At 69.1% G+C, this 24,062-nt stretch carries 26 protein-coding genes; 19 read left to right on the top strand and 7 right to left on the bottom strand.

Features of this window, described 5'->3' with window-relative positions; genetic code table 11:
* Positions 1–11: 11 nt before the first annotated feature.
* Entirely contained in the window at positions 12–623 is a 612-nt protein-coding gene (locus tag ACFPJ1_RS12370) for an HIT family protein (protein ID WP_380103717.1), read from the bottom strand.
* Positions 624–678: 55 nt separating this feature from the next.
* On the opposite strand from ACFPJ1_RS12370, the gene ACFPJ1_RS12365 reads away from it, so the two are divergent.
* Entirely contained in the window at positions 679–1,128 is a 450-nt protein-coding gene (locus ACFPJ1_RS12365) for a cupin domain-containing protein (protein ID WP_380103715.1), read from the top strand.
* Between the two features lie 8 nt (positions 1,129–1,136).
* On the opposite strand, the gene ACFPJ1_RS12360 is transcribed toward ACFPJ1_RS12365, so the two are convergent.
* Complete coding sequence (locus ACFPJ1_RS12360) at positions 1,137–1,967, bottom strand: LLM class F420-dependent oxidoreductase (protein ID WP_380103714.1); 831 nt, start codon at positions 1,965–1,967, stop codon at positions 1,137–1,139.
* Between the two features lie 233 nt (positions 1,968–2,200).
* Positions 2,201–2,941, bottom strand: a complete 741-nt coding sequence (locus tag ACFPJ1_RS12355) for an aminoglycoside phosphotransferase/kinase family protein (RefSeq protein WP_380103713.1) — start codon at positions 2,939–2,941, stop codon at positions 2,201–2,203.
* Between the two features lie 413 nt (positions 2,942–3,354).
* Between ACFPJ1_RS12355 and ald the strand changes: the two genes are divergently transcribed.
* The 8 genes from ald (at position 3,355) to ACFPJ1_RS12315 (ending at position 11,285) form a co-directional block, all read left to right on the top strand.
* A complete protein-coding gene (gene ald / locus ACFPJ1_RS12350; protein WP_380103712.1) occupies positions 3,355–4,470 on the top strand; it encodes an alanine dehydrogenase in 1,116 nt (371 codons plus the stop codon).
* 16 nt (positions 4,471–4,486) lie between these two features.
* Complete coding sequence (gene xerD, locus ACFPJ1_RS12345) at positions 4,487–5,422, top strand: site-specific tyrosine recombinase XerD (protein WP_380103711.1); 936 nt, start codon at positions 4,487–4,489, stop codon at positions 5,420–5,422.
* A gap of 125 nt (positions 5,423–5,547) precedes the next feature.
* Entirely contained in the window at positions 5,548–6,294 is a 747-nt protein-coding gene (locus tag ACFPJ1_RS12340; protein WP_380103710.1) for an alpha/beta fold hydrolase, read from the top strand.
* Between the two features lie 221 nt (positions 6,295–6,515).
* A complete protein-coding gene (locus tag ACFPJ1_RS12335; RefSeq protein WP_305000053.1) occupies positions 6,516–7,571 on the top strand; it encodes a ParA family protein in 1,056 nt (351 codons plus the stop codon).
* A complete protein-coding gene (locus ACFPJ1_RS12330) occupies positions 7,568–7,939 on the top strand; it encodes a hypothetical protein (protein ID WP_380103709.1) in 372 nt (123 codons plus the stop codon). Before ACFPJ1_RS12335 ends, ACFPJ1_RS12330 begins: the two co-directional genes overlap by 4 nt.
* A 7-nt stretch (positions 7,940–7,946) precedes the next feature.
* Positions 7,947–8,990 carry a segregation and condensation protein A gene (locus ACFPJ1_RS12325; RefSeq protein ID WP_380103708.1) on the top strand — a complete coding sequence of 348 codons (1,044 nt, stop codon included), beginning with the start codon at positions 7,947–7,949 and terminating at the stop codon, positions 8,988–8,990.
* Positions 8,987–10,555, top strand: a complete 1,569-nt coding sequence (scpB, locus tag ACFPJ1_RS12320; protein WP_380103707.1) for an SMC-Scp complex subunit ScpB — start codon at positions 8,987–8,989, stop codon at positions 10,553–10,555. Before ACFPJ1_RS12325 ends, scpB begins: the two co-directional genes overlap by 4 nt.
* Positions 10,548–11,285, top strand: coding sequence for a pseudouridine synthase (locus ACFPJ1_RS12315; RefSeq protein WP_380103705.1), 738 nt, complete (start codon positions 10,548–10,550; stop codon positions 11,283–11,285). Before scpB ends, ACFPJ1_RS12315 begins: the two co-directional genes overlap by 8 nt.
* On the opposite strand, the gene ACFPJ1_RS12310 is transcribed toward ACFPJ1_RS12315, so the two are convergent.
* Positions 11,258–11,659 carry a hypothetical protein gene (locus ACFPJ1_RS12310; protein WP_380103703.1) on the bottom strand — a complete coding sequence of 134 codons (402 nt, stop codon included), beginning with the start codon at positions 11,657–11,659 and terminating at the stop codon, positions 11,258–11,260. The genes ACFPJ1_RS12315 and ACFPJ1_RS12310 overlap by 28 nt on opposite strands.
* Positions 11,660–11,724: 65 nt before the next feature.
* On the opposite strand from ACFPJ1_RS12310, the gene pafA reads away from it, so the two are divergent.
* The 3 genes from pafA (at position 11,725) to ACFPJ1_RS12295 (ending at position 15,625) form a co-directional block, all read left to right on the top strand.
* The gene (gene pafA / locus ACFPJ1_RS12305; RefSeq protein ID WP_132191035.1) at positions 11,725–13,086 is read left to right on the top strand and encodes a Pup--protein ligase; all 1,362 of its coding nucleotides are present in this window, start codon (positions 11,725–11,727) and stop codon (positions 13,084–13,086) included.
* Between the two features lie 75 nt (positions 13,087–13,161).
* Positions 13,162–14,460 (top strand): GNAT family N-acetyltransferase, encoded by a 1,299-nt coding sequence (locus tag ACFPJ1_RS12300; protein ID WP_380103702.1) that lies wholly within the window; start codon positions 13,162–13,164, stop codon positions 14,458–14,460.
* Positions 14,461–14,647: 187 nt separating this feature from the next.
* Entirely contained in the window at positions 14,648–15,625 is a 978-nt protein-coding gene (locus tag ACFPJ1_RS12295) for an FKBP-type peptidyl-prolyl cis-trans isomerase (RefSeq protein WP_380103701.1), read from the top strand.
* 62 nt (positions 15,626–15,687) lie between these two features.
* Here ACFPJ1_RS12295 and ACFPJ1_RS12290 read toward each other — a convergent pair whose 3' ends face one another.
* Both ACFPJ1_RS12290 and ACFPJ1_RS12285 read right to left on the bottom strand, forming a co-directional pair.
* Entirely contained in the window at positions 15,688–16,158 is a 471-nt protein-coding gene (locus tag ACFPJ1_RS12290; RefSeq protein WP_380103700.1) for a hypothetical protein, read from the bottom strand.
* Between the two features lie 31 nt (positions 16,159–16,189).
* A complete protein-coding gene (locus ACFPJ1_RS12285) occupies positions 16,190–17,287 on the bottom strand; it encodes a DUF3866 family protein (protein WP_380103759.1) in 1,098 nt (365 codons plus the stop codon).
* A 90-nt stretch (positions 17,288–17,377) separates the two neighbouring features.
* Here ACFPJ1_RS12285 and ACFPJ1_RS12280 point away from each other — a divergent pair, with 90 nt between their 5' ends.
* The gene (locus ACFPJ1_RS12280; protein ID WP_380103699.1) at positions 17,378–18,340 is read left to right on the top strand and encodes a helix-turn-helix transcriptional regulator; all 963 of its coding nucleotides are present in this window, start codon (positions 17,378–17,380) and stop codon (positions 18,338–18,340) included.
* Complete coding sequence (locus ACFPJ1_RS12275) at positions 18,337–19,314, top strand: helix-turn-helix transcriptional regulator (RefSeq protein WP_380103698.1); 978 nt, start codon at positions 18,337–18,339, stop codon at positions 19,312–19,314. The genes ACFPJ1_RS12280 and ACFPJ1_RS12275 overlap by 4 nt, the downstream gene beginning before the upstream one ends.
* 56 nt (positions 19,315–19,370) lie before the next feature.
* Here the strand turns inward: ACFPJ1_RS12275 and ACFPJ1_RS12270 are convergent, their stop codons facing one another.
* A complete protein-coding gene (locus ACFPJ1_RS12270; protein ID WP_380103697.1) occupies positions 19,371–20,561 on the bottom strand; it encodes a winged helix DNA-binding domain-containing protein in 1,191 nt (396 codons plus the stop codon).
* Between the two features lie 164 nt (positions 20,562–20,725).
* On the opposite strand from ACFPJ1_RS12270, the gene ACFPJ1_RS12265 reads away from it, so the two are divergent.
* From ACFPJ1_RS12265 to ACFPJ1_RS12245, 5 genes are all read left to right on the top strand, one after another.
* Entirely contained in the window at positions 20,726–20,917 is a 192-nt protein-coding gene (locus ACFPJ1_RS12265) for a hypothetical protein (protein WP_380103696.1), read from the top strand.
* 53 nt (positions 20,918–20,970) lie between these two features.
* Positions 20,971–21,264, top strand: coding sequence for a twin-arginine translocase TatA/TatE family subunit (locus ACFPJ1_RS12260; RefSeq protein ID WP_380103695.1), 294 nt, complete (start codon positions 20,971–20,973; stop codon positions 21,262–21,264).
* Between the two features lie 82 nt (positions 21,265–21,346).
* Positions 21,347–22,102, top strand: a complete 756-nt coding sequence (tatC, locus tag ACFPJ1_RS12255) for a twin-arginine translocase subunit TatC (RefSeq protein ID WP_380103694.1) — start codon at positions 21,347–21,349, stop codon at positions 22,100–22,102.
* A 1-nt stretch (position 22,103) separates the two neighbouring features.
* Complete coding sequence (locus ACFPJ1_RS12250) at positions 22,104–22,976, top strand: diacylglycerol/lipid kinase family protein (RefSeq protein ID WP_380103693.1); 873 nt, start codon at positions 22,104–22,106, stop codon at positions 22,974–22,976.
* Positions 22,977–23,105: 129 nt separating this feature from the next.
* Positions 23,106–23,993: a chitosanase gene (locus tag ACFPJ1_RS12245; RefSeq protein ID WP_380103692.1), complete on the top strand. Its 888-nt coding sequence runs from the start codon at positions 23,106–23,108 to the stop codon at positions 23,991–23,993.
* Positions 23,994–24,062 lie beyond the last annotated feature (69 nt).

Below are 24,062 nucleotides of genomic sequence, written 5' to 3'. Positions count from 1 at the left end.
CGGTGGATCGATCACTTCCCCAGGCCGAGCGCGACACCGCCAAGGGCAGACAGGGCGGTGGCGACGGTGCGGGCGTTGGCTTGGAATTCTTCGGGCGGGACGGGTGGGAGGAGGTCGTCCCAGGCGGCGATCATGGCGCCGCGGAGTTGCATCATGCCGAGGGGGCGGGCGAGGAACCAGACGTGGAAGTGTTCGCTGCCGTCGCCCCAGCGGTTGAAGTGGGTGCGGCCGACGCCCTCGATCTGACGGATCGCGCCGGCGACGCGCTGGATCATCGGGCCCAGGGTGGCTGTCAGCTCGGGCGGGAGGTTGTCCAGCCGATAGTGCTCGCGGGGGACCAGCAGGGCGACCATCGGCAGGCCGTTCTGCTGGAAGCCGGACTTCAGCAGCCACTGATCGTCGCCCCAGATCGCGTCCACCTCGGGGTTGGTGCAGGTGAAGCACGGCTTGCCGTCGGGCTCACCGGCGCGCGGTGGTTCGGGGAGCACCGGCTCGTCCAGCGGGACCACCTGCAGATCGCCCTCGAAGGGGAAGAACGGTCCGCCCAGTACAGGTTCGGCTGACACGCGTTCGCCGTACGGGAGTCTGCGGTGGTACTCGGACGGCCTCTCGGGTTCGCTCATGCACGAACTCTGCCCAACGCGAGCGGCCGCTGTCACGGCCATTACCGTTTGTGGCATGAGCGACCCGGCAGGCGAGTTGGAACGACCGAAGCTGGCAGAGGCGCTGGTCCTCGCGCCGCATCCCGAGGGCGGCTGGTTCCGCGAGACCTGGCGGTCGCCAGTGAGCTTCCAGCCGGACGGGTACGACGGACCGCGGGCGAGCGCGACGGCGATCTACTTCCTGCTGGCGCCGGGGGAGGAGTCGCGCTGGCACCGGGTGCGCTCGGCCGAGATCTGGCTGTGGCACTCGGGTGGTCCGTTGACGCTGGACCTCGGCGGCACCGGCGACGACCCGGGCGAGGCCGAACCGATCACCCTCGGGCCGGACGTCGAAGCCGGTCAGCACCCGCAGGCCGTAGTACCGGCGGGTGCTTGGCAGGCCGCGCGACCGGCCGGTGATCAGCCGGTGCTGGTCTCCTGCATCGTCTCGCCCGGCTTCGACTTCGCCGACTTCACCCTGCGCTAGCCGTGGCGCTAGCCGAGGACGGCAGCGAGAGCTTCATAGCCGGGCAGCAGATCTGGCCCTTCCTTGCCGAGTTGCTGGATGACGACCTGGTCGGCGCCGGCCTCGAGGTGCGCGTTCAGCCCCTCGGCGATCTCGACCGCGGTCCCGTGCAGCACGAGCGCGTCGACCAGGTCGTCGCTGCCGCCGTCCGCGATGTCGCTGTCGCTGTACCCGAGCCGCTTCAGGTTGCTCGCGTAGTTGCTCAGCTGCAGGTACGACGCGAGGTAGTCGCGCGCCACCGATCGGGCGATCTCCTCGTCGGTCTCGAGCACCACCTTCTGCTCCGGCGCGAGCAGCACACCCGAACCCAGGATCTCCCGCGCCTGCCGCGTGTGCTCCGGGGTGGTCAGGTACGGCAGCGCGCCGGCCGTCCGCGCGGCCGACAACTTCAGCACCCGCGGTCCGAGCGCCGCCAGCATCCGCCGGTCGGTCGGGACCTTCGCCTCGTCGAGCACGTCCAGGTAGTCGACGATCGTCTCGTACGGCGACTTGTACTCGCGGGTGCGTTCGGGGTGCCCGATGCCGACGCCGAGCACGAACCGCCCGGGATGCTCCGACTCCAGCCGGTGGTACGACTCGGCCACGGCGGTCGCGTCGTCCTTCCACATGTTCACGATGCTCGTGCCGACCACGGCCGAGTTCGTCGACGCGAGCAGCACCTCGGCATCGCGCAGGTCAGCCGTCGGGGAGGCGCCCAGCCAGATCGCGCCGTACCCGGCCTGCTCGACCCCCGCGGCGAGCTCGGGACCCCATTTGTGCGCCTGGTGCCAGACGCCGAACCGTCCCAGATCGACCGCCACGTCGTACTCCTCTCCTCGATTCCACTCACCAATGGCAACTGCGGGCGGAGTGCCTCCCATTCCTGCCGGGGCGGCCGGGACGGGCGACAGGAGCAAGCATCCCTGACGCCCATGCTCACGCGTCAACGATCGTTGCGGAGACAAGTAGTAGTGAACCCGCCTCCCTGCCAGGGTGGACCAGTGCGCAAACTCCAGACCAATAGTTGAACCGGGCCAACAGTTGAACGGGGCCGTCACAGGTGGGCGGCGATCGCCGGGATGCGGTGTTGGAGGTCGGCTGAGCGGGTGATGCTGTTCTGCGGTTCGCCGACCTTGGCGAGGTTGAGCATGCCGGGATCGCCCGCCTCCTGGCCGGCGCGGATCACCCGGGCCGACCGCAGGGCCCGCAGCGGTGCCCCTTCGAGGATCTGCAGCGGCGTGATGCCGCCGGCGTACGCCTCGGCCATCAGCGTCACCCGTCGCGCCTGGTACGCCGGGTCGCCGGGCATCGCGAGCGGGGCTGTGTTCCACGCGGTGAAGGCGATGTCGTCGAGCGGTACTCCGGGCCCGGCCATGTCCCAGTCGATCACCCCGCTGAACCCCGCGTCGGTGCCGATCCAGTTGTAGTAGCCGAAGTCGTGCATGCAGACGATCTCGTCCGGCCCGAGCTCACCCTGGCTGGTCCGCCAGACCAGGTGACCGGCGGGCCGGTACGACGCGACCACCTCGTGGTACCGGCGTAGCCAGCGCATCGCGTCGGCAAGCACGTCGTCCGGTACCTGCGGTCCGTACACCTCGCCCGGCAGGTAGTCGAGGATCTCCCGGTCCCGGTCGTCGAACCCGAGCACCCGCGGTACGCCGGGCAGACCCGCGGCGGCCAGGTGGTTCAGCAGCCCGTGCACCGCCGGGGTCCACGGTCCGGTCGCCCGGCGCACCGTGTCGCCCACGCGGACAGCGCCGCCGACGTTGCCTCCGGGGAGGGCGATCTCGTTCATTGCTCAACCTTTCACGACGGGTTCTTGTGGGCTGCAGGCAAGCTGGGAGTAGGGCGCGAGCTGCGCAGAAGTGTGCCCGATCGCGCGAACGAAAAGATTGCGTGAAGGCGGAGGAAAAGATTGCGCTAAGAATGCGGAGAACGAGCCGGGCAAGCCTTCGCGGAGCCAACCTCACGGGGCGCCACGGCGTCGTACGAACAGTGTAACCGTACCGCAGGGAACGGTTCCGAGTGTCGGGACCGGACAAGACCATCCACTCGGGTGGTATGAACCTGGCGGGCTTACACTCGGCAGCGACCAGGCGTTCCCAACCCCTCGAAACGCCCGGGCCGCGGACCACAACGACGTGAGCCGCCGGCGACTCGGACGCAACCGGTCCGAGTCGTCACCTGGAAACGGAAGAAGGGCAAGTTGTGAAGGTCGGAGTTCCGAAGGAAGTCAAGAACCACGAGTACCGGGTGGCCATCACCCCGGCCGGCGTGCACGAGTTCGTGCGCAACGGGCACGAGGTTCTGATCGAGCAAGGGGCCGGCGCGGGCTCGCTGCTCCCTGATGACGAGTTCGTCGCCGCGGGTGCCCGCATTCTCCCCACGGCCGACGACGTCTGGGCCGACGCCGAGCTGGTGCTGAAGGTCAAGGAGCCGGTGGAAGAGGAGTACCACCGGATGCGCAAGGAGCAGGTGCTGTTCACCTACCTGCACCTCGCCGCCAGCCGCGACTGCACGGCCGCGCTGCTCAAGTCCGGCATCACCGCCATCGCCTACGAGACGGTGCAGCTGCCGGACGGTTCGCTGCCGCTGCTCGCCCCGATGAGCGAGGTCGCGGGCCGGCTGGCTCCGCAGGCCGGCTCCTACCACCTGATGGCCAACGGCGGCGGCCGCGGCGTCCTGATGGGCGGCGTCTCCGGCGTGCACGCGGCCCGGGTGGTCGTGCTCGGCGCCGGCGTGGCCGGCATGAACGCCGCGGCGATCGCGCTCGGCATGCAGGCCGAGGTGCAGCTGTTCGACCGCAACATCGCCCGCCTCCGCGACGCCGACCGGACCTACCAGGGACACCTGCGCACGGTCGCGTCGAACTCCTTCGAGATCGAGCGCGCGGTGCTCGAGGCCGATCTGGTGATCGGCGCGGTCCTGGTCACCGGAGCGAAGGCGCCGAAGCTGGTCAGCAACGAGCTGGTCTCGCGGATGAGGCCGGGCAGCGTGCTCGTCGACATCGCCATCGACCAGGGCGGCTGCTTCGAGGACTCGCGGCCGACCACCCACGCTGACCCGGTGTACCGGGTGCACAACTCACTGTTCTACTGCGTCGCGAACATGCCGGGCGCGGTGCCGAACACCTCGACGTACGCGCTCACCAACGTGACCCTGCCGTACGCCGTGGAGCTGGCGAACCTGGGCTGGCGTGAGGCGATGAAGCAGGACCACACTCTTGCGCTCGGCCTGAACACGCACGACGGTCACATCACCTACGGCCCGGTCGCGGACGCGCATGATCTGCAGCAGCTGAAGCTCGACGAGGTCCTGGTCTGAGCACCGACCGGTATATATGAGTGAGATTGGTCGGGCGGTCAGCTCGTACCTCGACCACCTCACGGTCGAGCGAGGGCTGGCCGCCAACACCTTGGCGTCGTACCGCCGCGACCTGCGCCGGTACGACGCCTTCCTGGCCGAGGCGGACATCCAGAGCCTCGGCCGGATCTCCGAGGCCGTGGTGAGCGACTTCCTCATGCGCTTGCGCGAAGGGGATACGGACCACCCGCCACTGACCGCGTCGAGCGCGGGACGCACGGTGGTCGCCGTACGTGGGTTCCACAAGTTCCTGCTGCGCGAAGGCCTGACCGCGGTCGATCCCGCGGCCGCGGTGAAACCACCCGCGCCGCCGCAACGCTTGCCGAAGGCCCTTTCCGTGGACGAGGTGACCAGGATCCTGTCGGCGGCGGCCGGTGCCGAGGCGGAGCCCGCAGTACTGGCAACACGGGATGCCGCGCTGCTGGAGTTCCTCTACGGCACGGGCGCGCGGATCTCCGAGGCTGTCGGGCTGGACGTGGACGAGGTCGACCTGGAGACGGGGACGGTCCTGCTCCGCGGTAAGGGCAGCAAGGAAAGAGTCGTGCCCGTCGGCTCCTACGCTCGCGACGCGCTCTCGGCGTACCAGGTCCGGGGCCGGCCCGACCTCGTCGGCCGCGGGCGCGGTACTCCGGCTCTCTTCCTCAACGCTCGCGGCGGACGTCTGTCGCGGCAGAGCGCCTGGACGGTACTGCGACGCGCCGCCGAGCGTGCGGGGGTCGCCAAGGAGATCTCGCCGCATACGTTGCGCCACTCGTTCGCCACTCACCTGCTGGACGGGGGAGCCGACGTCCGCGTGGTCCAGGAACTCCTCGGCCACGCCTCTGTCACCACCACCCAGGTCTACACATTGGTGACGGTCGACAAACTCCGCGAGGTCTACGCGACTTCTCACCCGCGAGCGCTGTCCAGCTAGTTACTGTGCTCCCGTGGCTGATGAAGCGGGGAGTGGTGCTCGCCTGGGTGATCCTGGGCTCGTTCTCCAGCTACGACCGGCTCGTCGCACGCACCCGGCGTACCGAGCCTGCGATGGTGTGAGGCATGCCCTTTCTCCAGGGCCTCTATTACGAGGACCACGGCCGAGGCGACGCCGTCCTGCTGCTGCCCGGGTGGGCGGGGAGCATCACCGACCTGGATCGTCTGCGCGGAGAGCTCGCCACCGGCTTCCGGGTGGTCGCCGCGGATCTGCCGGGCTGCGGTCGTTCGCAGCCTCAGCCCCGGTCCTACACGGCCGACTTCTATGCCGACGACGCTCGCACGTTCCTGGCCTTGCTCGACCACCTCGGCATCGGGTCGGCTCACCTCGTCGGCTTCAGTGATGGGGGTGAGACGGCTTTGCTGATGGCGGCTCTTGAGCCGGCCCGTGCGCTGTCGGTGGTCACTTGGGGAGCCGCGGGCCAGGTGATCGCGCCGGCCGACGGCTTCGGTCCGCTGGAGCGCCTGCTGGACGAGCCGACTCCGCTGCTGCTGCCGTTGGCTGCCTACCTCGCGGAGGCGTACGGGCCCGAGAACGCCCGGGCGATGGCCAAGAGCTGGGCTGGAGCATTGCGGACGATCGTCGAGTCCGGCGGCGACATCAGCCGCTCACAGGCTGCCGGGATCAGCTGTCCCTCGCTGCTGGTCGTCGGCGCCGACGACCAGCACTGCCCGGCGCCGGTGGTCCGCGAACTTGCCGAGGCGATCCCGCGGGGCCGGTTCGTCGAGGTGCCCGGGGTCGGTCATGACGTGCACCATGCGGCTCCCGGGATGTTCCTTCCGCTGGTGCTCGACTGGCTGGAGGATCACTGAGGCCGGTTCTACCGGTGACACGCCGGACCCCGGGGGCCGCGCTATGGGTGCTGTGTGCGATCATTCCATCACGGTCGGTCACTCCGGCGGGGTGATCGGCCCCGTCCGGAACGCCGACCACAAACCACCCGACCCCGCTGCGGAGTGGCTGGTTGAGAGTGCTTGAATGCACGCTTACAGTCGCTGGGATCGCCCGTATCGGTTGAAAGGTTTGACGAGTCATGAACGAGTCGACATTCCCGGGCACCCAGCACCTGTCGTCGTCGACGGAACCGATGTCGTCGACACCTGAAACGGCGCCCGCCACGCCCCCGACTGCCCCCGCACCAGCACGGGCCGTCACCCCACCCAGCAACTATGCGGAGATGCCGAGGCCGACGGCCAAGCTGACCGCGGAGGACATCGCGCCTGTGAATGACCCGCACGGCCCGAGGAACAAGATCGGGCCGACCGGACGGCCGCTTCCCGATCTGCCGGAGGTGAAGCCGCCCACGCGTCGTGGGCCGGCCCAGGTGATCGCCATGTGCAACCAGAAGGGTGGCGTCGGCAAGACCACGACGACCATCAACCTGGGCGCCGCGATCGCCGAGACCGGGCGCAAGGTGCTGCTGATCGACTTCGACCCGCAGGGCTCGGCCTCGATCGGCCTGGGCGTCCAGCCGCACGACCTCGAGCTGTCGGTCTACAACCTGCTGATGCAGCGCGACATCACGCCCGCCGAGGTGATCCAGGCGACCCGGGTGGAGAACCTCGACCTGCTGCCCGCCAACATCGACCTGTCCGCGGCCGAGGTCCAGCTGGTCCAGGAGGTCGCCCGCGAGTACACGCTGCAGCGGGTGCTGGAGCCGATCATCCCGCTGTACGACGTGATCCTGATCGACTGCGCGCCGTCGCTCGGCCTGCTGACCGTGAACGCCCTGACCGCGTCGAACGGCATCGTCGTACCGCTGGAGTGCGAGTTCTTCGCGCTGCGCGGCCTGGCGATGCTGACCGACACGATCGGCAAGGTGCAGGACCGGCTGAACCCGAAGCTGGAGATCGTCGGCATCCTCGGCACCATGTTCGACGGGCGCACCACGCACGCCCGGGAGGTGCTCGACCGGGTCGTCCAGGCCTTCGACGAGCGCGTCTTCCACACCGTCATCCGGCGTACCGTCAAGTTCCCCGAGACCACGGTCGTCGGCGAGCCGATCACGACGTACGCGCCATCGTCCCAAGCGGCTACCCAGTACCGCGACCTTGCCAAGGAGGTGCTGGCGCGTTGTCCCGCCGGGTGAGCCTGCCAGGTGCCAGCGAGCTGTTCGGGGGTGCGGCACCGAAGCAGACCAGACCCGAGAAGCACACAGCCACTGAAGGATCGGCGCTGAGCGCCGACCGGCCCGGTACCAACGGGCGGTCGCGCACGGCCGTCGTCGAGGACCGCAAGTCCAGTGGACGGATCCGCCACGACACGAAGATCACCGTGTACGTGACGGAGGAAGAGCTGCTCGGACTGGAACAGACGAGACTCGCGCTGCGGGCCGAGCACGGCCTGACCGCGGACCGCGGCCGGATCGTCCGCGAGGCGATCGACGTGCTGCTGGCCGACTTCGTCGACCACGGGCCGGACTCCGTCCTGGTGCAGCGGCTCCGGGCCGCGGAGTGAGCTCGCCATGAGCGATGCCCCGACCTCGGATCTGCCGATCGACCTGCCGGGCGCCGCTGACCCGCAGTCGCCGGTGGCGACCGAGAGCAAGGGCTTCAGCGTTCACCTGGTCAACTTCGAGGGCCCGTTCGACCTGCTGCTGCAACTGATCAGCAAGCACAAGTTGGACATCACCGAGATCGCGCTGTCCCAGGTCACCGACGACTTCATCGCGCACATCAAGGCGTTGGGGTCGGAGTGGGACCTGGACCAGACCTCCGAATTCCTGCTGATCGCGGCGACCCTGCTGGACCTCAAGGCGGCCCGGCTGCTGCCGCAGGGCGACGTCGAGGACGCCGAGGATCTGGCGCTGCTCGAGGCCCGGGACCTGCTGTTCGCGCGGCTGCTGCAGTACCGCGCGTTCAAGCAGATCGCGGCGTTGATGCAGCAGCGGATGGCAGAGGAGGCCAAGCGGTTCCCGCGCGCGGTCGGGATGGAGCCGCGGTTCGCGGATCTGCTGCCCGAGGTTCTGCTCGGGGTGGATCCGGCCGGACTCGCCGCGCTGGCCGCTCGCGCTCTGGCGCCGAAGGCGAACGTGCCGGAGGGGGTCTCGCTCGCCCACCTGCACGCCCCGACGGTCACCGTCCGCGAGCAGGCCCTGGTCGTCGTCGACCGCCTGCGCAGACAACGCAGTACGACGTTCCGCGCTCTGATCGCGGACTCGCCGGACACTGTGACGACGGTGTGCCGGTTCCTCGCTTTGCTGGAGTTGTTCCGGGAGGCGGCGGTCGCGTTCGACCAGGTGACGCCGCTGGGTGAGCTGACGATCCGCTGGACCGGGGCCGACGAAGGTGAAATCGAGGTCGGCGACGAGTTCGACGAGGTCCCTGAGCCCGACGGCGAGGAAGGCGAGGCGCCGGTCGTCTCGGACGAGACGGACTTCCTCGAGCCCGGCGAAGAACTCACCGAACCAATTCCGGAACCGGGCCCGGAGCCGGCCGCGGAAGGCGATGCGGCGCAGCAAGAGACAGGCCGGCCTGAGATGGCGGACAACGAGACGGTGGAGCAGTGACCGAGAACCAGACCCCGACCGATCTCCAGGACAACGAGCAGTCCCCGGCCGACTCCGCCACGGCCGACGCCCTGGACTCCGTCACCACCACCGAACACCCCGTAGACCCAAGCCCGGCAGCTGACGACGAACGGTCCGCCGAGGCACCCACCGACACAGACCAGCTTTCCGCCGAGGCGGAGGAACCAGATGCTGGCGCCGAGGAGCCGTACGGCGAGGAGCCTGCCGACGCGGGGGAGCCGTCCGCGGAGAGGCCCGCCGACGTGGAGTCGTCCGTGGAGGAGGGGGAGCCTGGGCAGGCGGAGTTGCCGGTGGGGGATGAGGTTGTCATTGATGACGACACCATGCGGCGTGCGCTCGAGGCGATTCTGATGGTGACGGATGAGCCGTTGCCGGTGTTGACGCTCGCTCGGAGCGTCGGGCGGCCGACGCCGGATGTGTCGGCGGCGCTGACCGGGCTTTCGGAGGAGTACACCGAGCAGGGGCGTGGGTTCGACCTGCGTGAGGTCGGCGGCGGCTGGCGGTACTACACGCGCGACGACGCCGCGCAGTACGTGGAAAGGTTCGTGCTGGACGGTCAGCAGGCGCGGCTCACGCAGGCGGCGCTGGAGACGCTGGCGGTGGTCGCGTACAAGCAGCCGGTCAGCCGGGCGCGGGTCTCCGCGATCCGTGGTGTCAACGTCGACGGCGTGATGCGGACGCTGATCAGCCGCGGTCTGGTCGAGGAGGCGGGCGCGGACACGGAGTCCCAGGCGATTCTGTACCGAACGACCTCGTACTTCCTGGAGCGCATGGGTATGCAGAGCCTGGACGACCTGCCGGAGCTCGCCCCGTACCTCCCGGAGATGGACGACATGGAAGAGGAACTAGCCGCCCAAGCAGCCGCCGACGCAGCCCCACCCGCCACCTCCGACGAGCCCGCCGAAACGCCGAGCCAGCAGCCGCTGATGCCCGAGCCCGCCGATGCTGCCGCGGACGACGCCGGCACCGCGGACAACGCTCGTCCTGTGGACGACGCCGATGCCGCGGATGACGCTGGTGCGGCGGACGATGCCGGTACTGCGGACGCGGTACCGGTGGCCGACGTACCGGAGGCCGAGGCGGACGCGACGCCGGACGACGGCGAGGCGGTGACCTCCGACATCGGCGCGGTGTCAGCCGATCCCGAGGTCCTGCTGACCACCGAGGACGCGGCCGGCGAGGAGAGCGACACGGGGATCGACGGCGATCTGAGCACCGACGAGCCCTCCGATCTGTACCTCGAACACACCCCCGAGCACCTCGACCCGTCCGACGAGGTCGAGTCCGGCAGCGACTCCGAGAACACGGAGGAATCCGAGCCCGTGGAGGAGGAGCTGGAGCCCGCCGAGGAACCTGAGTCCGCGGAGGAGGAGTTGGAGCCGGCGGAGGAGCTCGAGGCGGCCGGGGAGGTGGGGGTCGACGAGGAGGTTGATCTCGCCGAGATCCCCGAGGTTGTCGAGGGCGAGGACGGCACCGTTGGGGTGGCGGCGGATGATGAAGGTACGGGTACGGCGAGCGAGCGGGTAGAGAGAAGCGATGGCTGACGGTGAGGGCGGGATCCGGCTGCAGAAGGCGCTGGCGCAGGCGGGGATCGCCAGCCGGCGGTCGGCCGAGCTGCTGATCGAGCAGCGCCGGGTCGAGGTCGACGGCCAGGTCGTCACCGAGTTCGGTACCCGGGTCGACCCGGCGGTCTCGGTGATCCGCGTCGACGGCGAGCGGATCCCACCGATCACCGCGCTCGTCTACCTCGTCCTGAACAAGCCGCGCGGCGTCGTGACGACCATGTCCGATCCGCAGGGCCGGCCGTGTGTGGCCGACTACGTCCAGGACCGCCCCGAGCGGCTCTTCCACATCGGACGCCTCGACACCGACACCGAGGGTCTGCTCCTGCTCACGAACCACGGCGAGTTCGCGCATCGCCTGGCCCACCCGTCGTACGAGGTCTCCAAGACGTACGTCGCCGAGGTCGACGGCAACGTGAAGCCCTTCGTACTGCGGAAGCTGCTCGACGGGGTAGACCTCGAGGACGGAACGGCGCAGGCGGACACCGTCCGGGAGATCTCCAGCATCAAGGGCCGCACGCTGGTCCAGATCACCCTGCACGAGGGCCGCAACCGGATCGTCCGCCGGATGTTCGACGCGATCGGCCACCCGGTCAAGCGCCTCACTCGTACTGCGATCGGCCCGGTCCGCCGCGGCAACCTGCACACCGGCGAGGTCCGCGAGCTCGAAGGCAAGGAACTGGGTCAGCTCCTCGACCTGGTCGACCTCTGACAGCCCGGAGCTACAGCCCTCGCGAAGCCGGCGTAGCTCTGGCGGTTGAGCCAGGCGGTCGGGCTGACTGTCCACCGGCTGAGTTGGTCCGACTGCAGTGCGTAGGTGTTGTCCCGCGACAAGGTTCTGCCGGCGAAGTACCTGAACTCCTCGAAGTACCGGAAGCCGACCCAGCTACCGCCCACCTTGGTCTGCTGCACAGTGCCCGGTACTACGTCGCCCTTGCCGCGCCGAGCAAGCTTGACGTGCCCCAGATCGTCTTTCGACTGCTCGTCATGCTGCTCCCCTTCGTTGCCTGAGGAGGCCGGGTTCTCCGCCTCCTCCGACCTCGATGCGAACGGTTGAAGAAATGTTGCGGCGCGGGATCCGGGCAACGAAGCGATGACGGCGCGCCTGCCATCTGGCCCGGATGTCGGAAGCGCGCCGTAGGGTGGGTGATGTGAACCGGCGAATCTTCGGTCTGGAGAACGAGTACGGCGTCACCTGCACTTTTCGCGGTCAGCGCCGACTGACCCCCGATGAGGTGGCGCGATACCTGTTTCGGCGCGTCGTGTCCTGGGGGCGGAGCAGCAACGTCTTCCTCCGCAACGGGGCCCGGCTTTACCTCGACGTGGGCTCCCATCCGGAGTACGCGACCGGCGAGTGCGACTCGGTCACCGACCTGATCGCGCATGACAAGGCGGGCGAGCGGATCCTCGAAGGGCTGCTCGTCGACGCGCAGAAGCGGCTGCACGACGAAGGCATCTTCGGCGACGTCTACCTGTTCAAGAACAACACCGACTCGGCCGGCAACTCCTACGGTTGCCACGAGAACTACCTGGTCAGCCGACACGGCGACTTCGCCAAGCTTGCCGACGTGCTGATCCCGTTTCTGGTCACCCGGCAGCTGATCTGCGGCGCCGGCAAGGTGCTGCAGACGCCCCGCGGCGCCGTGTACTCCGTGAGCCAGCGCGCCGAGCACATCTGGGAAGGCGTCTCCAGCGCGACGACGCGGTCCCGGCCGATCATCAACACCCGCGACGAACCGCACGCGGACGCCGAGCGGTTCCGCCGGCTGCACGTGATCGTCGGCGACTCGAACATGTCCGAGACCACCATGCTGCTGAAGGTGGCCAGCACGGACCTGGTGCTGCGGATGATCGAGGCCGGCATCGTGATGCGCGACCTGACCCTGGACAATCCGATCCGGGCGATCCGCGAGATCAGCCACGACATGACCGGACGCCGCGAGGTGCGGCTGGCGAACGGCCGCGAGGCGAGCGCCCTGGACATCCAGGGTGAGTACCTGAACAAGGCCCGCGACTTCGTCGACCGCCGCGAGCTCGGGACGCCGGCCGTCGAACGTGCGCTGTCGCTGTGGGAGCGGACCCTGAAGGCGATCGAGTCCGGCGACCTGTCCGGGATCGAGCGCGAGATCGACTGGGTGATCAAGTACCGGCTGATCGAGCGCTACCGCCAGCAGAACAACCTCGGCCTGGCCAGCCCCCGGGTGGCCCAGCTCGACCTGGCGTACCACGACATCCACCGCCCGCGCGGGCTGTACTACCTGCTCGAGCGCAAGGGCGCCGTCACCCGGGTGGTCGACGACCTGCGGGTGTTCGAGGCGAAGTCGGTGCCGCCGCAGACGACCCGCGCCCGGCTGCGCGGCGAGTTCATAAAGCGTGCGCAGGAGCGCCGCCGCGACTTCACCGTCGACTGGGTGCACCTGAAGCTGAACGACCAGGCCCAGCGCACCGTGCTCTGCAAGGACCCGTTCAAGTCCCACGACGAGCGCGTCGAGAAGCTCATCGCCAGCATGTGAGGCTTCCCCGCTCCAGGTTTCGGTCCAGCCTGAAACCTGGTGCGGGGATCGCGCGCGACCGGTAGAACTGCGGCCATGGCGATCGAGTTCAGACCGGTGACCGAGAGCGAGATCCGCGACTACCTGCGCGTCCTGCCGTACGTGAACGGGTTGCCGCAGGAGGAACCCCGGCCCTCCGCCTGGTACGCCGGTCACGCGGCCTGGCCGCCGCAGCCCGCTCCCGCGTCCGACGAGGACCTCGATCGGTACGCCGAGGAGGTCCGCAGCGACTGGTTCCGCCCTCAGGCGGCTTTCGTCGACGGCAAGCTCGTGGGCGCGTCGGCCATCGTGTCCGTGGAAGTAACCATCCCCGGGTTGCGCCAGGTCCCGATGGGCGGCGTGACCTCGACCGCCGTGATGGCCACTCACCGCCGCAAGGGTCTGCTCCGCGGCATCATGACCGCGATGCTGACCGACTGCCGCGAGCACGGCGAGTTCGTTGTCGGGCTTAGCGCCAGTGAAGGAAGCATCTACGGCCGGTACGGATTCTCGCCCGCCACCTTCCAGGAACGCTGGGAACTCCAGCGCACCGAGGCAAAGTTCCGCGAGCCCGTCCAGGATTCCGGCGAGCTCGACCTGGTCGATGGCCCGACAGCAGCCGAGGTGTGGCCGGTCCTGCACGAGCAGGTCCGCGCTCGGCGGGTCGGTGAGATCAGCCCGCTGCCGGGCAAGTGGGACGGCCTCGAGGCGAACGCCCTGCCACGCGACGGCTCCGGCCCGGCCAGACACTTGGTGCATCGAGACGCCAACGGTGTTGTCGACGGCGCCGCGATCTTCCGCCTGCCGTGGTCCCCGGACCCGGCACTTGCGGGAGCCCTGCAGGTGGAGGCGTTCGAGGCCCTCAACCTGAACGCATACCGGGCCCTGTGGAGTCTGCTGACCGACTTCGACCTCACCAACCGGGTCGTGGCGGCGAGGCGCCCGGTCGTCGAGCCACTGCGTTGGATGCTCGCCAACCAGCGCGCGATGCGCGTCACTCGCACGAGGGACAACCTCTGGCTTCGCATCCTCGACGTAGTCGCCGCACTAGAGGCACGCGCGTACGCCGTACCGGGGTCGCTTGTGCTGGAGGTGACCGACGACCTGTGCGAGTGGAACGCGGGCCGCTGGCACCTGGAGGCCGGACCTGACGGAGCAACCTGTACTGCGGCGCCGGCCGCGCAGGTGGACGTCAGCCTGTCGACGACTGAGCTCGGATCGCTTTATCTGGGAGGCGTTTCGCCGGGGGATCTGCTCGCAGCTGGGCGAATCGGCGAGCACAGGCCTGGCGCTGTCTCGCGTCTGGGTGGCATGCTGCGACTGGACACCGCTCCACACAACGCCGTCGGTTTCTGAGTCTGCAGGGCCCGTGGAGTCCACAGTCGGGAGCCCCAACGACGCTGCGTGACGTGACCGAACGGTGACTGAGGTGGCTGGCGTCGTGCTTGTCCGCGCAGGCTAGGGTGGGCGCGTTCATCTGGCCGTATATCGAGGCGGGCCGCTGAGACCAGGTCGCGCCGTGAGATTTTGAGGTGCTCTTTTCGTGCGCAAGCTGTTGAGTCTGGTCGCGGTGGTGGCGCTGGGGGCAACCCTGGCCGCCTGCGGCTCCGAGGATTCCAACTCCGGAGGCGACTTCGGCAAGGCCGGGATCAAGGTGACCGAGGACTTCGGCAAGAAGCCCACCGTCACCCACCGCGACGGGGAGCCCGACAAGGCCCTGGTGACCGAGGTGCTCAAGGAGGGCGACGGTCCCGAGGTGAAGAAGGGCGAGCTGCTCACCGCGAACTACCTCGGCCAGATCTGGCGTGACGGCAAGGTGTTCGACAACTCCTACGACCGGGGCGCGCCGTCGTCGTTCCCGATCGGTGTCGGCGGCGTCATCGCCGGCTGGGACGAGGCGCTGGTCGGCAAGAAGATCGGCAGCCGCGTGGTGATGTCGATCCCGTCCGACAAGGGCTACAAGGAGCAGGGCAACGAGCAGGCCGGCATCAAGGGTGACGACACGCTGATCTTCGTCGTCGACCTGGTCGGCGCCGCCGCCAACGACACCAAGCTGGACGCTGAGCCGGTCGCCTCCGCGCCGACCAAGTTCAAGGTCACCGGCGAGCTGAACGCCGAGCCGAAGGTGACGGTTCCGGCCGGCACCAAGGCCCCCGCGAAGCCGGGTAAGCCCGTCATCATCGCGCTGGGCAAGGGCAAGCCGATCGAGAAGGGCAGCCAGCTCATCGGCCGCTACGTGGTCTACGACTACGCCGGCAAGAAGCAGGCCAGCACCTGGGACGGCCAGCCCGCGTCGGCGTCCGCTCCGGCCCAGCCGGGTGCGCCGACCGACCAGCTCCAGGTCGGCCCGGGCCCGAACGGCCAGGCAGGTGCCCTGGACGGCCTGGCCGGTATGCCGATCGGCAGCCGCGTCCTGGTCGAGCTGCCCCCCGCCAAGGACGACAAGGGCAAGGTCACTACGGCCTTCGCCGTCATCGACGTCCTGAACGCCTTCCCGGCGCCGAAGCAGCAGGGCCAGTAGTCAGATAGTAGTCATCACCGCGGCCCGGTCTCCCGAGTGGGGGGACCGGGCCGCGGTGCATTTCAGGGCCGGCGGAACCAGCGGTTGGACTCGGGCTGGTACATCAGCACGACAGCGGCGATCACGGCCATCACATGCACGCTCCGGATCACCGCGAACGCGAAGAACCCGGCATCGAGGTCCAGCGCGCCAAAGTCGCGGTCACCGGCGAGCCACCCGATCGGCCCGGCGACCAGCGTCGCCATCCCGACCACCCCAAGCGCCACGGTCAGCAGCGTGCGGGACCAGTTGCGCCCTTGCCGGAAGAACTTGTCGATCACGACGAACAGACCGCCGTACACGATGGTCCGGAGCGCGATCTGGGCGACTAGAGCGGCCCAGGGGATGTCGCCGGACGACAGCACTCCGATCACGCCGAGGACGGACTCGGCCACTCCGGCGCCCACGGCGAGGAACCACATGCCGGCCGAGGCCCGCGCGGTGACCGGCGGCCCCGGGGCGGCTGTGTCGTGGATGCTGAGGTTGGTTGCCATGCTCCAACTCTCGGCCGGAAACGCCGTCAGATCAGGAGTACTGGGACCCCGATCCCGGTGGTGGTACGTCCACCAGACCGGCCGCGTGGCGTCCCGCCGCGGCGGCTGCCTCGAAGTACGCGCGGTCGCTGTCGAGGTCGCGGCCCATCGTCGACAGCTTGACCGGGGCGTCCCGCAGGGCGTCGTACAGGCCGTCGATGCCGACGCGGACGACCCGGTGCCGGGCCTTGAGCGGCTCGGCCGCGTCGCGGACCGCGTCGCCGAAGTCACCGGCCAGATCCGGTACGACGACGTCCGCCGGCTGCAGGGCGACCCGCCCGTACGCCGTGAGGCTGTGGTGCGAGATGCCGCGGTGTCGTGGGCGCGGATCCGCCTCGGAGATCCGCAGGGACGCCACTGCTCGTCCGCCGAGGGTGCTGATGGCGTTCACGGCCTCACCCGACTGGACGCCGGAGAAGCCCCAGCGAGTGCCAGTGCCGAGGTTGCCCGGCCCCTGCGTCAGCACGACGAGTTCGGCGGCCAGTACGTGGACGGCCGTCAGCAGGCCGGTGTGGACCGTCACGGCCTCCCGGTCGCCGCCGTACGCCTGCCCGACCGTCACTGTGCCACCAAGCCAGCCGGCATCACGCAGTGCGGGCACAGTGCGGGAGAAAGCCAGCGGCAACGCCCCGCCGTCCGTCATCACATAGACGACCCGAGTGCCGGGCCGTGCCTCGAACACCCCAGCCAGTACTGCGGGCAGCGCCGAGTGCAGGTCAGCGACCACTACCGGAGTACCGAAGAGGTCGTCGGCGTCTCGCAGTACTGCGTGGTCCGGCGAGTCCTGCTCGTCCGCACCGAGCACCATCGACTGCAACGGCGTGTAGCGGGCCTTCACCAGGTGTCCGGTCTCAGGCGGGTCCTCCGGAAGCCGGTCGGGGATCGCCACGACCAGGGCATATCCACCGGTCCCGAGACCACGATCGAGTGCGCCCACGTTGAGCAGGACCCGATCACCCACGACCGGGGACCCCACCAGGTCCGGATAGGCCAGCGACCGCACAGCCCGGCCCCCGACGTCCACCGTCAACTCCTGAGCCCCGGCCCAAGCCCGGCCGAGCTCGCTCACAAACCCCTCACGCCACCGCATCACACCCGCGACCCTAGTGGTTTCCGCCGTTAGAACACCTGTTCGGCGCGGGGGTACGAAGTAGGACCGTGGACCCCGTAAGGTGGTCGGGTGTCGGCGCGGAAGAGTGAGCGGCTGCTCAATTTGGTGATCTGCCTGCTGGTCGCGCGCACGTACGTGACCAAGGAGCGGATCCGCGAGGTGGTCGAGGGCTACGCCGGGCAGACCGACGACGCCTTCGAGAAGATGTTCGAGCGCGACAAGGACGAGTTGCGCGACCTCGGCATCCCGATCGAGATGGGTACCATCGACAAGTTCTTCTCCGACGACGTCGGCTACCGGATCCGCCGGGACGTGTTCGAACTTCCCGAGGTGCACCTGGAGCCGGACGAGGCGGCGGTGCTCGGTGTCGCCGCGAGGGTCTGGCAGCACGCCAGCCTGGCCGAGGCGACCACGTCGGCCGTGCTGAAGCTGAAGGCCGCCGGCATCCAGACCGACCAGTCCGCGTTGAGCGCGATCGAGCCGCACGTCGGCGCCTCCGAGCCCGCCTTCGACCCGCTCTGGTCGGCCGTGGTGAGCCGGACCGCCGTCCGCTTCGAGCACACCCGCAGCGGTTACTCCGAGTCGACCACCCGCACGCTCGAGCCGTGGGGCATCGTCTCCTGGCACGGCCGCTGGTACGTCGTGGGCCGCGATCGCGACCGTGAGGCGACCCGGATGTTCCGGATGTCCCGGATCGGCGGGAACGTGAAGACCATCGGCGAGCCGGGCGCGTTCACCGTGCCCGAGGGGACCGACATCCGCTCGCTGGTGTCCGAGCTCGCGCCGCCGCGGCCGACCTCCGAGGCGAAGGTCCGGGCCCGGACCGGTTCGTGCGTCAGCCTGCGCCGCCGAGCGAACGCGATCGAGCCGTACGAGGACGGCTGGGACCTCCTGCACGTCCCGTACGCCGACTCCGGCGTGCTCGCGGAGGAGATCGCGTCGTACGGCCCGGATGCGGTGGTCGAAGGCCCGGGCGACGTACTCGACGGCGTACTGCGGCGGCTGCGGACGGTCGCAGGGGTGCCCGCATGAGCAACGCGCGGGATCAGGTCCAGCGGCTGCTCGCGCTGGTGCCTTACCTGCGGGAGAACGACGGTGCCCGGGTGGATGACGTCGCCGCGGAGTTCGGCGTGCGGCCGAAGCAGATCATCGCGGACCTGAAGGTGCTCTGGTTCTGCGGCCTGCCCGGCGCGCAGATGGGCGATCTGATCGAGATTGACATCGACGCCGCCGAGGGCGAGGGCGTCATCCACCTGAACAACGCCGACTACCTGGCCCGGCCGCTGCGGCTCGCGGCCGACGAGGCGCTCGCACTGCTCACCGCACTGCGAACCCTCCGCGAGGTCACTGCCGGCCACGACCGGGATGCCGTCGACCGCGCGATCGCCAAGCTCGAAGCGGCAGCGGGGGAGGGGGCCGCGGCCAGCGAGGGCACAGCGGCGCACGTCCACGTGGAGCCGGCCGCGCCGGAGATCGCGGACACGGTCAACCGCGCCCTGGCCGGGAAGCTCCGCCTGCACCTCACGTACGACGTACCGTCGCGGGACGAGACCACCGAGCGGGACGTGGACCCGATGCGGCTGGTGGTGTCGGAGGGGCGCACCTACCTCGAGGCGTGGTGCCGCCTGGCCGAGGACGTCCGGCTCTTCCGGCTGGATCGGATCGCCGCCGCGAAGCTCCTGGAGCTCCCGAGCGAGCCACCGCCGCAGGCGACCCCGCGCGACCTCTCGAACGGCATGTTCCAGCCGTCCGAGTGTGACCTACTGGCGACGGTTCAGCTGGCGCCGCCGGCCCGCTGGGTGGCCGAGTACTACCCCACGGAGTCTGTCGAAGAAGGTCCCGACAACTCGCTCATCGTGAAGCTTCGAGTCGCCGACACTGGTTGGCTCCAGCGCCTGGTACTGCGCCTCGGCGGTTCCGCCACGGTCTTGGATCCGCCAGACCTGGGCCGGCAGATCGCAGGCACGGCCCGCGAGGCCCTCGCCGCCTACGACGACCAGCTCTGATCCCGGCTCTCGACTGTCCCGCCTTCGACAGCGCGTGGCCAGCTTGAGTGGGGCTTTCACGGCTTCGAGAGGGACTTCTCGAGGGGTGCGCGGAAGCGTGGGGTGACGCGGACGCCGGCCAGCCAGGAGGTCCAGCGAGCGGCTTCGGCCTCGATCGCGGCGACTGTTTCGGAGCCGACATCCTCCAGCAGCTTGTAGCGGACCTCGCCGGTCTCGGGCTGCCCCCAGCCGCCGACGATCCGGCCGTCGCACCAGACACTCGGGCCCACGTTGCCGGTGTTGTCGAAGAGCTGGGACTTGTGCTCGCCGAGGTACCAGTCGCGGTCCTTCCACCCCATCGGCGTCGGGTCGAGCGCAGGCAGGAACGAGACCCACGGCTCCACCTCGACCTCAGGGGCCTCGTCGCCAGGGAGCACGTAGCCGACCACGCCCTCGAGGTCCACCTCGACCGCGGAGAGCGCGGCCAACGCCTTTCTCGTCTGGCCGAGGGTCCACCCGCTCCACCACTGCAGATCCGCCAAGGTCCCCGGCCCGAACGTGCCCAGCCAGGCCCGCGCCAGGGAGATCCGTGCCTCTTCGGCCGGAGGCTTGTCACCCGGTCCCTCCGGCAGCCAGTTCTCCACCGGGGACCACTGGTGCTGTCCGCTCAACCACGTCCCGAGCGGGCGTCCGCGGACGATCCGCCCCTCGGCCGACAACTGGAAGAGCACCCGACTGGTGACGTACGGCTGGGCGGCGTACGTCTTGCCCGGCGCCATCGCCAGCCGGCTCCGCAGCCGGGGCTCGTCCGCGGACAGCTCCTGGGCGGTGGCCGAGCCACGCAGCGTGAGTGCGGTCGCAGTCGATTCCTCGACGGCTCGCAACCACTTGCCGGAGGCGTCCGGGTCGGCCCCGATACCCGCCTCGGTGAGGTGCTTGACCAGCAGTTTGCGCTGCTTGACGGCGATGTCGTCGGTGCAGGCCGCCTGGACCACCGGCGCGAACGGAGTCGGTACGACGAACACCGTCCGCCGCATCCCGAGCATCCGGATCAGCGTGCGGTCGTCGTACAGGGCACGCTCCGTGATCGCGACCTCGCTCCCCGGCACCCGCGCGGCGACCGAGAGGTGCACGGTGGCCGGATCCGTCGCGTGCAGCGCGACCATCGAGGCGGCCGCCTGGACCGGGTCCGGCGCCTGGCAGGACGGCGCCAGCCGGTGCCGTCGACCGATCCTGGCCCTGCGTTCGTCGAGTGAGATCTGTTCCATCCCCCGGCGCCCCCTTCATGTCGTCAGCCCAGTGTCCCTGCAGTGTGTCCCGGCCGCGGATCGCGCGGCGGACACCAGTTCTTACCATCACGTTCCGACACCGTTGTCCCCACAGCGACCCGCGGAGGAAGGACCGCGACCGTGAACCGGATAGGCTCATCCGTATGTATTGGTTCCTGCTCTTCCTCGGTGTGGTGGCGGTGTGGCTCCTGGTCCTCGCCCTGCTCGGGCTGAAGCTGTGGGGCCAGACCAAGGCACTGACGCGTGAGTTGGTCGCCGCCCAGTCCAAGCTCGAACAGGCGCAGTCCCAGGCCGGGTCCGGACAGACCCGCGGGGACGAGCGGGTCCGGGCGTAGTATCGGCGCTCACGGTTGAGCCACGAGTAGAAGTTTGTGAAAGGGAGTTCGTCATGGTCACGCTCCTCGGTATGCCCCAGGGCGCGGAGTGGCTCGTCATCCTCGCGATCGTCGTGCTGCTCTTCGGGTCGGCAAAGCTGCCGGCACTGGTGAGGCAGCTCGGCAAGTCGAAGAAGATCTGGGAAGAAGAGGTCGGCCCCGGTCGCAAGAAGGGCGACGAGCTGACCCAGGGCGAGCAGGCGGAGGCGCAGACCCCGCCGCCGGCCCAGGCTCCGGTCCAGCAGCCGGCCCAGCAGCCCAACCAGGCTCCGGGCGACGGCTTGCCGCCGACCCACACGGCCAACTGAGACACCCGCGCCAGCTGTGACGATGGTGAGGCTCGGACGGCGGAGAGAGAAAGAGCGCCGGCCGAAGGACGAAGAGGGTCGGATGACCCTGCGCGAGCACATCACCGAGCTGCGCAACCGGTTGCTCAAGTGTGTGCTCGCGATCGTGCTGGGCGCGGTCGTCGGCTGGATCTTCTACAACTGGGCGCTCGACCTGTTGCAGAAGCCGTTCGACACCAGCGTCAAGGAGTTGGCCGCCGAGCAGAACCTGAAGCCGATCTTGACGTTCACCGGTGTCGGTGACGCGCTGACGTTCAAGATCAAGATCTCGGCGTTGTTCGGTCTGATTCTGGCCAGCCCGGTGTGGCTGTACCAGTTGTGGGCGTTCATCGCGCCGGGTCTGCACCGCAACGAGCGCCGGTGGGCGATGCTGTTCTCCGCGATCGCCACGCCGCTGTTCGTGGGTGGTATGGCGGTGGCGTACTGGACGCTGCCGAAGGGCTTGGAGATCCTGATCGGGTTCACCCCGATGGATATCCAGAACCTGATCACGCTGCCGCAGTATCTGGACTTCGTGATCCGGACGATGCTGGTGTTCGGGATCGCGTTCCTGATCCCGCTGGTCGTGGTGCTGCTGAACATGGTGGGCGTGGTGCCGGCCTCGGTGCTGGGTAAGTTCCGGCCGTACATCGTGCTGGTGATCTTCGTGTTCGCCGCGGTCGCGACACCGTCGGGTGACCCGTTCACGATGTGTCTGCTGGCGATCCCGATGTGTCTGCTGTTCTTCGCCGCCGAGGTGATCGCCAAGATCAACGACAAGCGGAAGGCCCGCAAGGCCGACGAACTCCTGGCCGGCTGAGATGAGCCGCCGGATCGCGCTGGTGGTGAATCCCACTTCCGGCCGGGGCCTCGGTGCCCGCGTCGCCCCGCGGGTCCGCGCCAGGCTGGAGTCCGCCGGGCTCACCGTCGACGAGTACGCGACCACCTGCGCCGAGGACGTCGGCCGGATCTCCGCCGAAGTCGTCGCCTCTGGCGCGGACGGGGTCGCTCTGGTCGGTGGTGACGGCACGGTCCACCTCGGTGCCCAGGTGCTGGCGAAGTCCGGGATGCCGTTCGGGGTGATCCCTGCCGGTACGGGGAACGACTTCGCCCGCGGCATCGGCGTACCGCTGAAGGATCCGCTGGCAGCGGCCGACCTGATCGTGAAGGGCGACACCCGCGCCGTCGACCTCGCGATGGCGAACGACCGGTACATCACCACCGTCGTGGCAGGTGGCTTCGACTCCCTGGTGAACAAGCGCGCCAACGAGATGAACTGGCCGAAGGGCAACTCGCGCTACACCGTCGCCACGCTGGCGGAACTGCGCACCTTCAACCCCCTGTCGTACGTCGTGACCGTCGACGGCAAGGTGATCGAGACCGATGCGATGCTCGTGGCGGTCGGCACCGGCCCGACGTACGGGGGTGGCCTGCAGATCTGCGCGGGGGCCGAGATCGACGACGGGCTGCTCGACATCACCATCATCAAGCCGGTCTCGCGGCTCACCCTGCTGCAGTTGTTCCCGAAACTGTCGAAGGGCACGCACGTCGGGCACCCGGCAGTGCACGCGCTGCGCGGCAGCGCGGTCCGCCTGGAGTCCGCCGGCGTCACCGCCTACGCGGACGGCGAGATCCTCGGCCCGCTCCCGGTCGACATCGGCATCTCCCCGGGCGCTCTGACCGTCTTCGCCTGAGGGAGATCCACCTTCGCCCGCGGCGGTCGGCTACGGAATGAAATCTCCTCATCTCTGGTCGTCACAAGGATTGTCTGATAGGAAAGCTTCCTAACAGATAACTCCCGACGCCCCTCGGAGGAGAACATCGTGACCCACCGCCCCCGTCAGAAGGTCACCAGACTGACCGGCATCCTGCTCGGACTCGGCCTCGCCGCCACCCCGGCGACCGCGTTCGCCCGGCCGCTCCAGCCGGACGCCGCAACCCCCGGCGCCGCGCAGTACGCGCAAGTCGCCACGGTCACGCCGTACCAGGACAAGCTCGCCGCGACCGGGCTGGACGACCCGGCCAAGAAAGACATCGCGATGCAGATCGTGTCCAGTGCGGAGAACTCCTCGCTGGACTGGAAGGCGCAGTACAAGTACATCGAGGACATCGACGACGGCCGCGGCTACACCGCCGGCATCATCGGCTTCTGCTCCGGGACCGGGGACATGCTCGACCTGGTCCAGCTCTACGCGAACCGCAAGCCGGGCAACGTGCTCGCGAAGTACCTGCCGGCCCTGCGCGACGTGGACGGCAGCGACTCGCACGCCGGCCTCGACCCGAACTACACCAGGGACTGGAGGACCGCGGCCAACGACACCGCCTTCAAGACCGCGCAGAACGACGAGCGCGACCGGGTCTACTTCAACCCTGCCGTTGCCCAGGGCAAGGCCGACGGCATCGGCACCCTCGGCCAGTTCATGTACTACGACGCGATCGTGATGCACGGCCCCGGCACCGACTCCGTCAGCTTCGGCGGCATCCGCAAGCGCGCCCTCCAGAAGGCCAAGCCGCCGTCGCAGGGCGGCAACGAGACCACCTACCTGAACGCGTTCCTCGACGCCCGGGTCTGGGCGATGAAGCAGGAGGAGGCCCACAGCGACACCAGCCGCGTGGACACCGCCCAACGCGTCTTCCTCCGCAACGGCAACCTCAACCTCAACACCCCCCTCGACTGGAAGGTCTACGGCGACCCCTTCCACATCAGCTAGCCGCACTCCTCCACCCCCGCGGCTCTTTCGCCGCCGGGGTGGGTTTGGGATGGCGGGTGCCGAGTCGTG

Origin of the sequence: Kribbella qitaiheensis (assembly GCF_042657745.1) — a bacterium.
Lineage (GTDB): Bacteria > Actinomycetota > Actinomycetes > Propionibacteriales > Kribbellaceae > Kribbella > Kribbella qitaiheensis.
This window is presented reverse-complemented; position numbering and strand designations above follow the sequence as displayed.

What these genes read in the sequence shown, in the direction of transcription:
- ACFPJ1_RS12370 (WP_380103717.1), bottom strand. Translation starts at nt 623, where the DNA reads ATGAGCGAACCCGAGAGGCCGTCCGAGTACCACCGCAGACTCCCGTAC.
- ACFPJ1_RS12365 (WP_380103715.1), top strand. Translation starts at nt 679, where the DNA reads ATGAGCGACCCGGCAGGCGAGTTGGAACGACCGAAGCTGGCAGAGGCG.
- ACFPJ1_RS12355 (WP_380103713.1), bottom strand. Translation starts at nt 2,941, where the DNA reads ATGAACGAGATCGCCCTCCCCGGAGGCAACGTCGGCGGCGCTGTCCGC.
- xerD (WP_380103711.1), top strand. Translation starts at nt 4,487, where the DNA reads ATGAGTGAGATTGGTCGGGCGGTCAGCTCGTACCTCGACCACCTCACG.
- ACFPJ1_RS12340 (WP_380103710.1), top strand. Translation starts at nt 5,548, where the DNA reads ATGCCCTTTCTCCAGGGCCTCTATTACGAGGACCACGGCCGAGGCGAC.
- ACFPJ1_RS12335 (WP_305000053.1), top strand. Translation starts at nt 6,516, where the DNA reads ATGAACGAGTCGACATTCCCGGGCACCCAGCACCTGTCGTCGTCGACG.
- ACFPJ1_RS12325 (WP_380103708.1), top strand. Translation starts at nt 7,947, where the DNA reads ATGAGCGATGCCCCGACCTCGGATCTGCCGATCGACCTGCCGGGCGCC.
- ACFPJ1_RS12315 (WP_380103705.1), top strand. Translation starts at nt 10,548, where the DNA reads ATGGCTGACGGTGAGGGCGGGATCCGGCTGCAGAAGGCGCTGGCGCAG.
- ACFPJ1_RS12300 (WP_380103702.1), top strand. Translation starts at nt 13,162, where the DNA reads ATGGCGATCGAGTTCAGACCGGTGACCGAGAGCGAGATCCGCGACTAC.
- ACFPJ1_RS12290 (WP_380103700.1), bottom strand. Translation starts at nt 16,158, where the DNA reads ATGGCAACCAACCTCAGCATCCACGACACAGCCGCCCCGGGGCCGCCG.
- ACFPJ1_RS12285 (WP_380103759.1), bottom strand. Translation starts at nt 17,287, where the DNA reads ATGCGGTGGCGTGAGGGGTTTGTGAGCGAGCTCGGCCGGGCTTGGGCC.
- ACFPJ1_RS12275 (WP_380103698.1), top strand. Translation starts at nt 18,337, where the DNA reads ATGAGCAACGCGCGGGATCAGGTCCAGCGGCTGCTCGCGCTGGTGCCT.
- ACFPJ1_RS12270 (WP_380103697.1), bottom strand. Translation starts at nt 20,561, where the DNA reads ATGGAACAGATCTCACTCGACGAACGCAGGGCCAGGATCGGTCGACGG.
- ACFPJ1_RS12265 (WP_380103696.1), top strand. Translation starts at nt 20,726, where the DNA reads ATGTATTGGTTCCTGCTCTTCCTCGGTGTGGTGGCGGTGTGGCTCCTG.
- ACFPJ1_RS12260 (WP_380103695.1), top strand. Translation starts at nt 20,971, where the DNA reads ATGGTCACGCTCCTCGGTATGCCCCAGGGCGCGGAGTGGCTCGTCATC.
- tatC (WP_380103694.1), top strand. Translation starts at nt 21,347, where the DNA reads ATGACCCTGCGCGAGCACATCACCGAGCTGCGCAACCGGTTGCTCAAG.
- ACFPJ1_RS12250 (WP_380103693.1), top strand. Translation starts at nt 22,104, where the DNA reads ATGAGCCGCCGGATCGCGCTGGTGGTGAATCCCACTTCCGGCCGGGGC.